The organism is Luxibacter massiliensis (assembly GCF_900604355.1).
Classification (GTDB): Bacteria; Bacillota; Clostridia; order Lachnospirales; family Lachnospiraceae; genus Luxibacter; species Luxibacter massiliensis.
In genome coordinates this window covers 539336-554549 of record NZ_UWOE01000001.1, presented here as the reverse complement: position 1 = coordinate 554549, position 15214 = coordinate 539336, and the positions used below count along the sequence as shown (strand labels likewise).

The window sequence follows — 15214 nt, the reverse complement described above, 5'->3', positions numbered from 1 at the left end:
CCCCTATACCTTCAGATGTTTACGCACTGTAAAGTAGCTGCCTATGAAACCGATCCCCACACCCAGCAGAATTCCAATTGGAAGTAAATACCGGTAAACACTTGTGACCGGGAGGAAATCAATAATGTTGTTCAAAATTTTAAACTTAGTCAGCACATATTCTACGGCTTTCCCGTAAAGCACATACAACAATGCCAGAGGTATAATGGCGCCAAATATCCCCATAATCAGGCCCTCTATGACAAAGGGCGACCGCACCACGAAGTCCTTTGCACCGATATACTTCATAATCGCAATCTCCTCTTTCCGCACCGTAATGCCCATGGTTACAGTATTACTGATCAGGAAAATAGATACGCCAAACAAGATCGCGATAATCGCAATAGATACATATCCTACCAGCACATTCACACTAGAAAGCGTATTGGCAACCACATCTGATTTATTTACCTTGCGCACGCCATCCAGGCCTTTTGCAAACTTTACAAGATCCTGCTGTGTGGAAGCCAAAGACTTACTCCTGACTGAAAGGCTTGCCCCATCATCCTCAATGGTTTTCATATACACCTCGTAATGATCTGAGCCAGCCAGGGGGTTGTCATTCTTAAATCCATCAGCGAGTTCCTCATTATCACTAAAATATTCTTTTTTAAATTTATCCCAGGCATCGTCAGCCGAAACATAATTCACCTCCGACACATCATCCCGGCTCTGCAAAGACTCGCCAATATCATCAACCTGCCGCTGTGTCACATCGTCATCGAAAAAGACTGTGATAGCCACACCCTCCTCTGCTGTCTTAACTATATACTGAAAATTCAGCAGTATAGAAAAGAACAGGCCAAACAGGAAAATACAAGCTGACATGGTTGCAACAGATGCAATTGAAAACATCTTGTTTCTTCCAATATTCTTAACCCCTTGTTTCCCTACATATCCTAACGTACTAATTTTCATCTATATACCCACCTTTTTGTTCATCACTGACGATAACGCCCTGTTTCATCGTTATAACGCGTTCATTCATCTCATTTACGATTTCCTGGTTGTGAGTAACAACCAATACTGTTGTCCCTCTCTCATTCGCTTCCTTCAACAAACTCATTATCTCCCATGAATTTGTTGGATCCAGGTTACCAGTCGGCTCGTCGGCCAACAAAATTGCAGGTTCATTTACAATCGCTCTTGCAATCGCCACGCGCTGCTGCTCTCCCCCTGACAGCTCTTTGGGAAATGACTTATACTTCTGGGCCAGTCCCACAAGAGAAAGCGCCGCGGGTACCTTCCTTTTTATAACACGGGTGGAAGTCTCTGTCACCCGCAGTGCAAATGCGATATTTTCATAAATATTCCGGTCTTTCAGCAGACGGAAATCCTGGAAAACCACTCCCAGTCCTCTCCTGTACTTTGCAATGTGACGATGTCTCATTCTGTTCAAATTCTGCCCATTGACTATGATAGTCCCGTCTGTCGGATCTAATTCCTTCATGATCAGGCGGATTAAAGTAGACTTTCCTGAACCGCTGTCCCCTACAATGAAAACGAACTCCCCCTGTTCGATCTTCACCGTTACACCATTCAAGGCAGCATTGCCCTTTGAGTACTCCTTCGTAACATTTTTTAATTCAATCATATGTTCCTCCTAATTATTTATACCATGATTCGCAGCATAAGCTGCGAACCCGCCCATTAGGGCATGTATTATGGGTACCCTTTAGTATTCCAGTGATTCCATATATTTCATATATTTCACCACCATCAAGGCGATCTTAAATGTAATAGCATCTTCAAATACACGCAGATCTAACCCTGTACTCTTCTGCAGCTTATCCAACCGGTATACCAGGGTATTCCTATGGATATACAGCTGCCTGGACGTTTCTGATACATTCAGACTGTTTTCAAAAAATTTATTGATTGTCGTCAATGTCTCCTCATCAAAATCGTCCGGAGATTTCCCCTCAAATATTTCCTTTATAAACATCTTGCACAGTGGTATCGGCAGTTGGTAAATCAAACGTCCTATGCCCAGCGTACTGTAAGCTACAATATCTTTCTCATCAAAGAATATCTTCCCCACATCCAGTGCTAATTTAGCCTCTTTATAAGATTTGGAGACTTCCTTTATATCATTGACAACCGTACCGTATGCAATATGGATATGCTCTTCCCCGCTGTCATTCTTCAGAATCTCCAGCATATCCCTGGCCATCTTCTCGAGCTCTTTTCCTCCGTCTTTGTCGGAAAGCTCCTTTACAACGATGATATTCCTCTCATCAACGGCGGTTATAAAATCCTTTGACTTCCCTCCCAGAAGGTTCCTCACATTGTCCAACGCCACACTATCTTTTTCATGAGATGTTTCAATAATAAAGATAACACGTTTTACTTCTGTGTCAATATGTAATTTTTTAGCTCTGTTGTAAATATCCACTAACAGAAGGTTGTCCAACAGGAGGTTTTTGATAAAATTATCCTTATCAAATCTTTCTTTATAGGCAATGAGAAGACTCTGCACCTGAAAGGCTGCAATCTTGCCCACCATATATACATCCTCGCTCTCACCCCCGGCAAGCAGCACATACTCCAGCTGCTGCTCATCAAAGATCTTAAAAAACTGACACCCCTGGATTACCTGGCTGTCAGCAGGAGATTCCACAAAAGATAAAACAGAACTCTCGTAATCTTTCATGTCGTCAAATGTTGCAGCAAGCACCTTACCTTCTGTATCCAGCACGCAAAAATCAATTCTGGAAATACCCTTCAAGCCTTCGATCGTGTTTTGCAGTATCTGATTTGAAATCATACTTTATCTCCTCCGCTCATTTCCATGTGCATTTTTCACAAAATTCTTATTCAAAAAAAATGCGGACACACATATACAAACTCTATATTAATGCATAACGTCAAAAAAATAAAGAGGAAATCCACAATATTTATGCATTTCCTCATATTTTTAACAAAAAATTTATATTTTATGCCTATACATAGTTCACAAATTTTATTCCACTGGAAAAAATCCTTCCCCCATAACTTCCCTTGCGTCACTGACAATAATGAACGCATTCTCATCTATTTTCCCGACCAGTTCCTTAAGATGTACCAGTTCTTTTTTCGTGACAACGCAGAATAGCAGGCACCGGTCCTTCCTCGTATACATGCCCTTTGCGTATATCCCGGTAAGTCCCCTGTCAATCTCATGCATAATTACCTCAGAGACCTCTTCATACTTATCCGTAATAATATAGGCCGCCTTTGCAAACTTTAATCCCTCTATAATGGCATCTGCAATCCGGTTCACCACCACAATAGTAATGATCGCATACAATGCACGTTCAAGTCCAAATATATAACCTCCTGCAATCACAATGGCGGCATCAATGACCATCATAATACGGGCCACAGAAAAATGCCTCAGATAATTCTGGATAATCGCGCCAACCATATCTGTCCCCCCAGTGGTGGCCCTGGCAGAAAACACAATTCCCATGCCCACTCCCTGAAGCGCGCCGCCAAACAGGGCTGCCAGCAATAAATTGTCTTTTATAAATGAAAACTCTGGCAGGGCACCCAGCCACACAGAGACCATGGCCGTGGCAAATAGGGTCTTTCCAATGAATCCCTTTCCCTTCACTTTCAGTGCGGCCAGAAAAACCGGCACATTCAGGACGATATTAGTCATCCAAAGAGGTATCCCGCCTTTAACCAACCCTTCAGTGAGGCTTTTTATGATAATTGCAAGTCCTGAAAACCCTCCTACTACCAAGCTGTTCGGCTCATAAATACATTTTATGGCAAATGAAACAATCCCTGTGCCTACAGCAATGTAAATATACTGCATGTATACAGATTTCTCCCGATACCTGCCCATGGGTTAAATCTCCTTTTTTTGTTTTCCAACTTGGTAGCGAAACACACGTTTCAGAAAGAACCTGCGGACGCCCCCTTTGTTTTTCTTATTGTAGTTGACAATCATTGCTTTCCCGCACCCCAGCCATACTCTTGCATTGAGCAGGGCGCTGCTGCGCACAATAAACTCTTCCTGCTGCGGTGAAGGCAGTACAGAAAGTATACAGTCTGTCTCTGCCCCGTTTACATCATTAATAATATCTTCCTCTGACCTTCCATTATCTGCAAGAATGCCCTGTCCCACAATCCCTATATTCCTGCCATACTTCCCCATCACCCCTGTGAGGGTCGTAAGCTCCTGCTCTGACTGTGCGATGAGGAATACCCTCTTACGGTTTCTTTGAAGATATTTGAGGAACATCTTCAGAAACACCTCATTGGCCACGTCCCTGAGCAGGTTCCTGTCTGTTATCTCAGCTGCTTCCAGTATCTCTATTTCCCCTGGAAGCACCATATCCATGGCTTTCGTGTTTTCTTTCCACTCAGGATTATCCTGTCCCTGCATAAGCATATCCAGCGTAACAACTTCTATCGTATTGATAGATTCACTCTGCATATACTGCATAGCGGCCTGCATGGCGGCCTTTGCCGTGAACCCGTCAATTTCCACATCAAAGATATTAATCTTTTCTTCCATTCACATCACCTGTGCTTCTTCTCCCCAGTCGTACAATTGTATCAAAAAATGTCAGATATTTCAACTCTTTCGCTTTCTTTTTGTAATCATCCCTCCAATTCTTCCTGTTTCCTTGGATGATAAAGAACGCCACCCCTGTTCCATTACCTTATCCAGAAGTCCCAATTCCTCTGCAATTTCATATTTCAGTTTTTCCTCTGGTTCCAGATTTTTCAGATCAATTGGCTTTGCTTTTTTTTCTGACATAATTATACCTGCCTTCCTTTTTTTGTAAAAGTATTGCCTGAAAACAAGAATACATTCAATGTACTCCGAGAAAACTCCAGACAAATTAGATATACACCTCCATTTCCATAACAAAAAAGCCGGGACCAGAAGCCTTCCCTGTACCTGCGGGCCGTCCTTGCATATCCCCGCATATAAACAGTAAAAGTCCTAATACCGGCTTTAACAGCTGCTTTTTTATTAGATTCTTATGAGGCTACCTCTCATCTGGTATGATCACCGCTGCAATAAAGTAGGCCACAATCCCTGTGCCTGTGCAGCCGAACAGTACAAAGGCCAGGCGTATGATTGTGGGGTCCACATTAAAATACTCGCCAATCCCTCCACACACGCCACATAGCATTCGGTTTCCACGTGAACGGTATAATCTTTTATCTGACATGTTTCTCCTCCTTACTCTTTCTTTTATATTATTCCTCACCGAAATTTATATTTATTGTCCCAATACCACATTTAATATCCATCTCTCCCGCAGCACTATTATCTACATAGCTTTCTCCTGAAAAACCGCTGTAGTCTCTGTTTCCTACAGAAACAGCCCCTATCCCACAATTAACTTTATAATTATAATTCTCTTCGCTCCCCACAACATCCCAGTTGACCTCGCCGATACCGCAATCTATATCTGCCGTACTCCTTGCCTCCCCTTTAAGGGTCAGTATTCCGGTACCGCATTCCACCTCCAATTCTTCTGACTCAAAACTAGTAATGTCCGCTGTGCCCGTGCCCACGCTGATCTTCAGATTATTGGCCAGGATATTGTCTGCGGACAGTTCACCTGCCCCTATACCCATAGACACCTCTTCAAACTGAGTGCCCGCCGGCACTTTAATTAAAAGCCGCCCTGCATTATTTTTCCCAATCTGTTTCCAGAGTCCTTTATCCGTATAATTTATCTCCAATTTACCATCTTCCTGCTTACAGATCAGCCTATCCTGCAGCTTACTGCTTATATCGCTTGCATCTACTTCCACGCTGTCCCCCTCATACTCCTCCAATATGACAGTGAGATAGGTCAGCTCTGCTTCAAGCTCATGTATATCCCTATATTTGGTTATGTCCTCCGGATTTTTGCCCGATTGCCCACCGCCATCCTCAGATGCTGCCAAATGCTCCATCTCTTCACTGTTATATCCAGTACTGAAAAATCTGCCTGATTCATATACTCTGTTTATTTCTGTAAGGCTGCCTCCCATCCCCACGCCGATAATGCATAGAATAATCCCCACTCCAGCAGCAGACGCACACACTGCCCAGAAAATCTTCCATCCTTTTTTCATGGTCTATGACACCACCTTTCTGTGAAACGGCCATCTGCATATATTCACAAGGATCCGGAACATGGCAGGCCATATAACCATGCAGAGCTTGACAGACGCCACAGTGGCAATCAGGCCAATCACAAATATAATCAGCCCAGACCCACTTGTCAGCAGGGCCACCGGCAGAGCCACTAAAAGCTTGCACAACCCCAGGACAAAAATACTGATCCCCACAACCATCAAAGCAACCGCTCCAATGACAAAGCCTGCAAATAACCCAAACGCTGCGCAGACAATGCCCAAGACAGCACATAGGATTCCAATTGCAGCCGGTATCGCAAATGGGACAGCTGCCAGGACAATTAAAATAACCAGAAGAATCTTCAGCATCCTGCTCGTTCTGGGCGGTTCACTGCTTCCATACTCCTCATAGGAATCCCCCCCGTTCGCTTTCTTGGCCTCCGGGTCCCTATAAGTATATCCGCTTTCTGCTTTTTTATATGCATAGCCACGGCGGGCGGGATTCTCCTTCTTCTCGAACCTTGCATCTCTGTATCCATTCTCCGTAAACTCACCACTGTCATTGCTGCCGCCCTTTAAATCTGCCCAAATAGTGGATGCAACCTTTTCTGGACTGCCCAGCTCACGGATGACTTGTTCCTCATTCTCACTGCCCGCATCCTCAAAATAGTCTGTATAGTACTGGAGTGCCTCGCCTCTTTCATCTGCCGGAATCCCTGCAAGCAATCCTTCAAGTTTCTCCATAAATTCCTTTCGGTTCATGCGGTCACACCTCCCTCAAAAATCTCATTTATCTTCTTCGAATAGTTCTTCCACTCTACCCTGTACAGATTCAACTGTGCCATCCCTTTCTCTGTCACCTTATAGTATCTTCTGTTCCGGCCGTCAAACTGCCTGTCATATACTTCCAGGCATTCGTCTTTCTGGAGCCGCCTGAGGACAGGATATAATGTAGATTCCGACACATCAATTGCCCTGCGGACATCCTGGGTAATCTTGTAACCATAGGTTCCTTCGTTCTCCACAGACACAACCGCAAGTACTATTGCATCCAGCAGAGCTGCTCCGGTATTGAACACCATATTACCACTCCTTTTTATAATATTATGAAACCATCAATATTATGATACTGTTAATATTACAGAATACTTAATATTATTTATTTTTCTATATTATATATCAAATAGTATTAGATGTCAATTATGATTTTAGTTTTTATCCTCTATTTTTTGAGGCCTATAGCCTATAACAGAACGGTTATGACACGCCTCCTGATAAAAATATAATGTACGTACTTCTTATACAGAAACCAGTAGATAAAGCTTTCCCGCCGCCCCTGTCAAATCTGGTTAAAATACACAAGCACAGCAAAAACATGCAGTATAATGAATATAGGTATTCCTGCCCTAAACAGCCTTTTCTTTGTCTTATGATGAAAAATCCTCATCCCTGCCGCCGCTCCTATGGAACCACCTGCAGCGGCCAGAAGCATGAGGGTTTTCTCAGAAATTCTCCACAGCTGTTTCCTGGCTCTGTGTTTATCCTCCCCGAAAGCCAGAAATGTAATAAAATTTATTATTAGAATATAACTTAATATATACATATCTTTCATTAATTCTCCGCCGCGTCCTTTCCTCCCGCCGATGCCCCTAGTAACAGTATCGCGCCATCCCCCCTGCGAATAACGCTGGTAGGGGATATGCAAGGCACTTTTATTTTCTGCCTGATTATACATATATCTCTTCTTCCAGAGTAAACGAATAAATAATTTTTTCTTTTACCTTTTTCCCAGTGAGCTGTTCCATTGCCTGTGCATAATAATCTAACTGAGCATGGTACTTCTCTTTCAGTTCAGAGGCAAAACGGACCTTATCCGTCTTGTAATCCAACACGGTCAGTTCCCCATCTTCTTCGAAATATGCATCAATAATTCCCTGTACTAAAATCATTTCATTCAGATTTTCTTCTACATAGATTTCCTTCGCATCTACTCCCAGCACAAAAGGCTGCTCCTTGCCAAGCAGTCCCTTTACAGCAGCCAGATGCATCCTTGTCCCGCTTGGGCTATGCAGAAACTTCAATATATCCCGGGCCTGGATACACTCTGCCATATCTGCCGATAGTTTTCTATCCTGTAAAAACTGGTTTATCTCCTGGATCAGCGATGCCTCGTCATATTTTTTAGAAAAGTCTAAAATCTCCAACAGTTTATGGTAGGCGCTTCCCCTTGATGCCCCTGTCAGTTTATTTTCCTCTTTTATAAATGACGGGATCAGAGGTACGACCTCTGGTTCTGCATATAGTTCTTCACTGTCACCATCCTGCAGATAGGCTCTTTTCTTAAGCTCTGAGACCGTGAATTTCAGCTTGAGCCTGCCCTCCTGCATATAGGGGTATGAATACTCCAACTGACCTGCCAGCCTGTCCCGGAGAGCCTCATGGTATACCTGCCCTGTATCCCAGTGCTCCAGCACATCCCTTGCCAGGCTCTCCCCCCTTCTCTCTATTTCAGCATATTCTGATGCCTCACGGCGCCCCACAACGAAAAATTCCATGGGAACGCTCCCGGATAAACCGGGCAGAAGGGGCATAATCCAATCCAGATAGCGCCTGGCGCCTGAAAGTACATACATAGGGAGAGGCATACTCTTTGAGGTACAGATCCGCCCTGCCTTGCCTCTGCCCTGTACCATACTTTTAATCTGCTCCGCCGCCTCTCCTGCCCCAGGCAGGGCCGCCGTCATAATTAGCTTCTCTTTCGCTCTTGTCAGGGCAACATAGAGGACACGCAGCTCTTCCCCAAGATTCTCCCTGATCATTTCTTCCTGTATAACCTTTTTTAGGATGGTAGGTATCTTTGTCCGCCTTTCAAGATCAACGGCATCTATGCCAATCCCCCAATCTGGATGGATCACTATACTGCCGGCAGTATCCTGCATATTGAACTTTTTCCCCATGCCAGCCACAAATACAATAGGAAATTCCAGTCCCTTGCTTTTATGGATTGTCATAATACGGACTGTATCTGACTGTTCATCCTCTACATCAGCCTCCCCGTAATCCACGTCATACTTCTGGAGCTGTTCGATATAACGCACAAAATTAAACAGTCCTTTGTAGCTTGTACTTTCAAAAGCAGAAGCTTTTTCCACCAGCATTTCCAGGTTTGCCATTCTCTGCGTGCCTCCCGGCATAGAATACATATAAACCCCATACCCTGTGTTTTCAATAATATCCCACAGAAGCTCATGGATAGCCGTATACGGTACTTTCCGCCTATATTGCCTGTATGTGCCCAGAAATTTTATAAGTAAATCTTTTGTCTCTCCCTCTAAATCCACGCTTTCAGAATACTGAACCACCGCCTCAAAAAATGGCAGTCCTGGGAACGCATTTCTGATATTTGCCATCTGCCCGGCATTTAAGCCTGCCAGGGGAGACGCAAGGACTGCTGCCAGGGGAAGCTCTTGCCTGAAATTGTCCAGGATTTTAAGGTAGTCCAACAGAATACTGATCTCATATGTCTCAAAGTATCCCTCCTTGCTTCCTGTATAGGCTGGTATCCCTTCCTCGGCAAGCACCTCTGCAAATACATCCGCCCATCCCTTTACACTCCTTGTCAATATTACAATATCACTGTAGCGGGGAGTCCGGCAGCTTCCTGTAGCCTTATCCACCACCTTTCCCGTCCTCATAAGTTCCTTAATACGCCAGGCCACGGCCTGTGCCTCCTGCTCCCTGTCTGTTCCCTCCCATGGCTTGCCAATCTGTGTTCCTTCCTCCTCTTCACCCACATTCTCCGATGTGTCTACAAGCAAAAGTTCTGTAAAGTTGAAGGACTTCCCCCGGGCATCTGTCTGCGGTTCATAAGCAGCCCCCGGATACAGTGCAGCCTGTTCGTCATAACAAATGCCTCCCAGAGGCTTCTGCATAATATGTTCAAATATAAAGTTTATACTCTCCAACACCTCTGTTCTGCTTCTGAAATTTTTGTGAAGGTCAATCCGCTGTGTTTTACTGTCCTCCTGGCTGTAACTGTCATATTTCTCCATAAACAGTTCAGGCCTGGAGAGCCGGAACCGGTAAATACTCTGCTTGACATCGCCTACCATAAAAATATTATTCCTGTCCCTGCTCACTGTAGATACACTGGTCAGTATTGCTTCCTGAATCAGGTTGCTGTCCTGGTATTCGTCAATCATAACCTCCACGAACTGCTCCTGGTACTCTGCGGCTACAATAGATGGAACCAGCCTCCCCTCCTCCTCATGGGTCAGTATCTTTAACGCGAACTGCTCCATATCGCCGAAATCAATCATATTGCGGTCCTGCTTTTTCTCTGAGAATAACCTGGAAAACTTCCCCACAAGCCCAGTCAGTGCTTCTATTGTTTCTCTGGAATCATTCATATCCTTCCACATTTCTTCAGGTTCCTCAAAAAAACAGGCTGCTATTGTGTCCTTCAGCATCTTTTTAGCCTTCTCCCTCAGGCCCTTTACCTGTTCTTTCTTTTCTGGGTCTACAGACTCGTCCTTCTTTGCCGATAGGCGTTTCCACGTGATCTGACGGACAGATTGATATATATCATCAAAGGACTCTGCCTTAAGTGCAGCCATAACAGCCTCCTTGTCTGATGCAAGCATATCTGCATACATGTAAGGGCCGTCCGACAGTTCACATATCCCCGCCCCCTCCTCCAGGACGGCCAGAATATCCTCCATTTTAAGCCGGGCCAGCTCCTTTACACGGCTGGCACATTCTGATTCCTCTGGATTGCCTGGGTCTATGTAGTATGCCTCCCCACAGGCCTCAAGCCACTTTTCAGGCTGGGGATAACTTCTGGAATAGTCGTAAAGGCTTAAAATAAGCTCTTCTATTTTTTTATCGTTCCGGCCACGCCCAAACTTTTCTACGAATGCAAGAAATACAGGCTCCCCTTCCCTGTAACACTCTTCCAGCAATTCATCCAGCACATCCTGGCGCAGCAGCTTCAGCTCGCCTTCCTCTGCAATACGAAAGCCTGGGTCCAGATCCAGCACATGAAAATGCTCCCGTATTACAGACAGGCAAAAACTATGTATAGTCGTAATAGGCGCATTGTGTATCAGAGTAGACTGTCTCTGCAGATGCACATCTCCAGGCCGCCTCTCAAGGGCATCCTCAATTGCAGCTCTGATACGTTCCTTCATCTCCGCTGCCGCAGCCTCTGTAAAAGTTACAATTAAAAGCCTGTCCACGTCCACAGGCTTGTCACGGTCTGTAAGCATACGGATAATACGCTCTACCAACACGGCCGTCTTGCCTGAGCCTGCTGCTGCCGAGACAAGGATATTTCTTTCCCTTAGTTCAATCACCTTTTGCTGTTCCTCAGTCCACTGCATCCGTATCTTCTCCCCCTGTTTCTTTTATTTTTCTCATCAGCCCAACCACTTCTTCCCTGGTGAGCTTTACCAAGCTCTTATAGCTATACCCGTCAAGCCTGGGGTCAAAACCACATATATCTCTGTATGCACAGTAATCACATCCTGTCTGCCCGTTCAGTTCATAGGGTGCAGCCTGCACCTGTCCATCTGTAATCTGTTCCCCCAGTTCTTTTTCTTTTTCCCTCGTGTAGGCGAGAAAACTGTCAAAATCATCTGGTTCAAGGGTTTTCGAATAACGGCTCAGGCTTCCATCTTTATTTCTCCCCACTGGTATCAGATTAGAAGTGCCAGTTAAATCTCTTTCCAGATGGCTGATAATCTGCTCATCCCCATTGACCAGTCCATCCAGCTTAAGCTCTCTGAGCAGCTTTTCCTTAAGCAGGGCATCATCCTTTTCCTTCTCTACAATTGGATCCTGCATCCGATAATAAAAAATACCGGCAGGAACGATATCTTTGCCCGGATGCTTCTTTTTCTCTATCTCCATGGCTGCATTGAGATAGACTGGCAGCTGGAGCTGAAGGCCATAGTAAAACGCGGTTATATCAAAGGCCTTTGCCCCCGTTTTATAGTCTGTAACTTTCACATAAACCTGACGTCCATCCTCGCACAGGTCGATTCTGTCAATTTTTCCCCTTCCAAACTCGATCTCGTAGCCTCCCGGGACAAAATCTCCTTTCCTTAATTGCTCGGTAAGGGCCCAGACAGAACGGTGGATCAGCTTCTTAATGCGGGTGATCATATACTCATTGCGGGCATTGCTGTAAAGCACCGTGTTTCCATAATCCAGAATACTTTCCTCCACGCTCTGCTCAATCAGGCCATCCCTCTCTTCCTCTGTGAGCATCGGCCACGTTGTTTTACAGGCGTCGGCCTTTCTGGCAAACCTCTCCATAGATTGATGTGCAATGTTCCCTAAATCCATGGCCTCAAACTGATATTGTTCTCTGTCCGACAGCTTAAGTCCATAGGTCAGGAAATGGGCATATGCGCATGCCGCAAACCGCTCCAGCCTGGTAACACTAAACCGCCCCCCCTCCCCATATAAGGCAGTTGCAGTTTCCTTCGTCAGGCGGTCCGCCTCCTTTTTAAAAAATGCGGCTTCCAGCATCCGTCCAGTATCCCCTGCTTCTGGATTCTTAGCATACCACGTGTAGAGTTCTTTCCATTCGGTGGAAAGCCCCCCAGCCTTATTTTGTATACCCTGTATTAAATACTCCATCCCTGTTTTTGCCGTCAGCTCACGCTCTGCCAGTGCCTGTTCTTCCTCCTCCACAATCTTAAGAGCCGGGAACAGCTTTCTGATATCCTGGATAAGATAAGCCGGGCGCAGCGTTTTTCCATCCCCTGAAACCTTGCAGAATGATAAAGATAAATATTCTGTAGGCTTTGTCAGGTTCATATATAAATAGAATTTCTGTATATAAGTCTTTTCCTTTGCCCCTGGGGAAAGAGACAATTTCCTCTGTTTAAACTGCTCCCTGTCCCTCTCTGACAATAACCCGCCCTGCCCCAGCTTTCCCGGAAGCAGCGTATCATTTGCCCCCACAAAAAAGAGCGCCTTAATATCCTTCAGCCGTGTCCTTTCCACATCCCCGATAACTACCTGGTCCAAGCTGGGCGGAATTACCCCCACTTTCGCCTCCTCCAGGCCGGCGTCCAGCAGGTCACAGTATTCCCTGAGAGAAATTTTCTCATCTCCTAAAAGCTCTGCAAACTTGTCAAACAGTTCTATAACAATCCTGTAGACCTGGGCGTACTCTTTTGCCAGGGCAAGCTCGCCGGTTTCCATAAATGTATCTTCCATCTCTTTGAGCCGGATTTGGCAATTCTGTCCTTCCAGATATTCATAGACAGCTTCCGTAATATCCCGTACAGTCTTACTGCGCTGTCTCAAAATATACATGAGAGAATCCACACCTTCCACGAACCGTACCCTATATCCGTTTAATGTCTCCAGCTCCTTTAAACCTGTTTCCCTTGTCTGCCTCACCCAGGCCCTCTGCCAGTTTTTATACCCCTTTATCCCCAGCGCCAGCACATAGTTTTCCATACAGTCTGTTTCTTCCGCCGTAAAGTCCGTCATCTGAGTCCTCAAAAAACGGAACACGCTCTCGTAGGAAAAATTCTGTTCTGCCATAACCAGAAGGCTGCGCAGATATTCTACAAAAGCATTTTGGAGGATGCTTTTTTTATGGTCCATAAAAGCTGGTATCCCACAATTTTCAAAAGCCTTTTCCAGGTGCGCGGCATATACGTTCAGGTCACTGGCTATGACCCCAATATCTCTGTAGCGAAGTCCCTTCTCCCTGACAAGGAAACGGACCCGTAAGGCAACCGCCTCTGCCTCCTTCTTTGGATTTCTGGCCACATGTATGGTAAGTCTGTCCTGGTCCTTAGTATACTGGTTCCTGGAATATCTAAACAGCTCCTCTTCCAGAAAGCCTAGAACGGCATTATCCCGGAATCTATAGGAAGGCTTTTGATATAACATGACCGCATCCTCCAGGCCAGCCTTACATTCACCGGCAGTCTTTATCAGGCCGGAGAGCATCTGCTTGCTTAGGCCAAATAACTGGTAGGGATGCCTGTATACATACGGATCCTCCCTTCTGTCCATAACTGCAGTGACAAAAACCTTGCTGCACACTTTCATCAGTTCGCCCAGTAGCTTATTCTGCACAGGCGTAAAACCTGTAAATCCGTCCAGTGCCACCACACTCTTTTTTAAAAGGCCGGAACGTGGCACCGCGTCGCTCAGCACATCCAGAAGTTCCTCCTTTGTAATATATTTGTCCGCAAGATATTTCTCAAACCCTTCATATATCTTGCGTATATCTTCCAGTTTATAATATAAGTAGCTTCCCGCCCCCAACTCTCCCATCAATTGATCCAGCTCATCAAACCCTATCCCATATTGGGTGAACTCAGAAATTACAGATTTTACCTCACTGATATATCCCTGCTTCTTCAGATTCCCCCCCAGTACTTTTAAATCCTGCCCATAGTTTCCCGCAATCTTCCTCAGAATCAGGTTTTTCCCCTCATCATCCAGGACATGCTTTGCATCCCCCCCTGTTTCCTCAAAGATACGGTGTGCAAGACGGCCAAAACTCAGCACATCAATATTCATGATCCCACGTCTTGGATGCATAGCACATAAATCCTTCTGCGTCTGCATGGTAAACTGCTCAGGCACAATGACCAGATAATTCATGCCGGGATTTTCCATAGATTCCTTTATGATTTTTTGATACAGATAATAAGATTTCCCTGCCCCTGAATTTCCCAAAATAAATTGTAGTGACATATAAGCCTCCATTTAAAATCTATATTCTGCCTGCTTACCTTAACCCCATGAAAAAAATGAGGGCTGCTTTTGGCAGGCTTTTTGAAACTATTTTTTAATTCTAACACATTTTTCATAGATTAGCATTTTTTCGTACTTTAGAATAACCCTATGGAATTTATTCCTGCACTGGAATATACCTTATTGAACATTAGTAGTTCAATAAGTATTCCTTATTGAATATTAGTAGTTCAATAAGTATTCCTTATTGAATATTAGTAGTTCAATAAGTATTCCTTATTGAATATTAGTAGTTCAATAAGCATACCCAAAGGGCATGGATTAAGGGGTGCCCTCTGGGCATACTTTTTCAAATTAATTTAGAAAA

At 44.7% G+C, this 15214-nt stretch carries 13 protein-coding genes; all 13 read right to left on the bottom strand.

Going from position 1 to position 15214, the window contains the following annotated elements; genetic code table 11:
• Positions 1-3 precede the first annotated feature (3 nt).
• The 13 genes from ftsX to EFA47_RS02715 all read right to left on the bottom strand — a co-directional run bounded on the left by ftsX (position 4) and on the right by EFA47_RS02715 (position 14847).
• Entirely contained in the window at positions 4-957 is a 954-nt protein-coding gene (gene ftsX, locus EFA47_RS02775) for a permease-like cell division protein FtsX (RefSeq protein ID WP_122641910.1), read from the bottom strand.
• Positions 947-1633, bottom strand: coding sequence for a cell division ATP-binding protein FtsE (ftsE, locus tag EFA47_RS02770; protein ID WP_122641909.1), 687 nt, complete (start codon positions 1631-1633; stop codon positions 947-949). Before ftsE ends, ftsX begins: the two co-directional genes overlap by 11 nt.
• An 81-nt stretch (positions 1634-1714) precedes the next feature.
• Entirely contained in the window at positions 1715-2806 is a 1092-nt protein-coding gene (locus EFA47_RS02765) for a PucR family transcriptional regulator (protein ID WP_122641908.1), read from the bottom strand.
• Between the two features lie 195 nt (positions 2807-3001).
• Positions 3002-3871 (bottom strand): YitT family protein, encoded by an 870-nt coding sequence (locus tag EFA47_RS02760; protein WP_122641907.1) that lies wholly within the window; start codon positions 3869-3871, stop codon positions 3002-3004.
• Between the two features lie 3 nt (positions 3872-3874).
• Entirely contained in the window at positions 3875-4546 is a 672-nt protein-coding gene (locus EFA47_RS02755; RefSeq protein WP_122641906.1) for a WecB/TagA/CpsF family glycosyltransferase, read from the bottom strand.
• A gap of 60 nt (positions 4547-4606) precedes the next feature.
• Positions 4607-4792, bottom strand: a complete 186-nt coding sequence (locus EFA47_RS02750) for a small, acid-soluble spore protein, alpha/beta type (protein ID WP_122641905.1) — start codon at positions 4790-4792, stop codon at positions 4607-4609.
• 235 nt (positions 4793-5027) lie between these two features.
• On the bottom strand, positions 5028-5213 hold the full coding sequence (locus EFA47_RS02745; RefSeq protein ID WP_122641904.1) for a PspC domain-containing protein: 186 nt from the start codon (positions 5211-5213) through the stop codon (positions 5028-5030).
• Positions 5214-5241: 28 nt separating this feature from the next.
• Positions 5242-6111 carry a DUF4097 family beta strand repeat-containing protein gene (locus EFA47_RS02740; RefSeq protein WP_122641903.1) on the bottom strand — a complete coding sequence of 290 codons (870 nt, stop codon included), beginning with the start codon at positions 6109-6111 and terminating at the stop codon, positions 5242-5244.
• A gap of 3 nt (positions 6112-6114) precedes the next feature.
• Positions 6115-6876: a DUF1700 domain-containing protein gene (locus EFA47_RS02735; protein WP_122641902.1), complete on the bottom strand. Its 762-nt coding sequence runs from the start codon at positions 6874-6876 to the stop codon at positions 6115-6117.
• Positions 6873-7196, bottom strand: coding sequence for a PadR family transcriptional regulator (locus tag EFA47_RS02730; protein ID WP_122641901.1), 324 nt, complete (start codon positions 7194-7196; stop codon positions 6873-6875). Before EFA47_RS02730 ends, EFA47_RS02735 begins: the two co-directional genes overlap by 4 nt.
• Before the next feature lie 257 nt (positions 7197-7453).
• Positions 7454-7849, bottom strand: coding sequence for a DUF1294 domain-containing protein (locus tag EFA47_RS02725; RefSeq protein WP_306438855.1), 396 nt, complete (start codon positions 7847-7849; stop codon positions 7454-7456).
• Positions 7842-11501: a helicase-exonuclease AddAB subunit AddA gene (gene addA / locus EFA47_RS02720; RefSeq protein ID WP_122641900.1), complete on the bottom strand. Its 3660-nt coding sequence runs from the start codon at positions 11499-11501 to the stop codon at positions 7842-7844. Before addA ends, EFA47_RS02725 begins: the two co-directional genes overlap by 8 nt.
• On the bottom strand, positions 11482-14847 hold the full coding sequence (locus tag EFA47_RS02715; protein ID WP_122641899.1) for a PD-(D/E)XK nuclease family protein: 3366 nt from the start codon (positions 14845-14847) through the stop codon (positions 11482-11484). Before EFA47_RS02715 ends, addA begins: the two co-directional genes overlap by 20 nt.
• Positions 14848-15214: the final 367 nt, after the last annotated feature.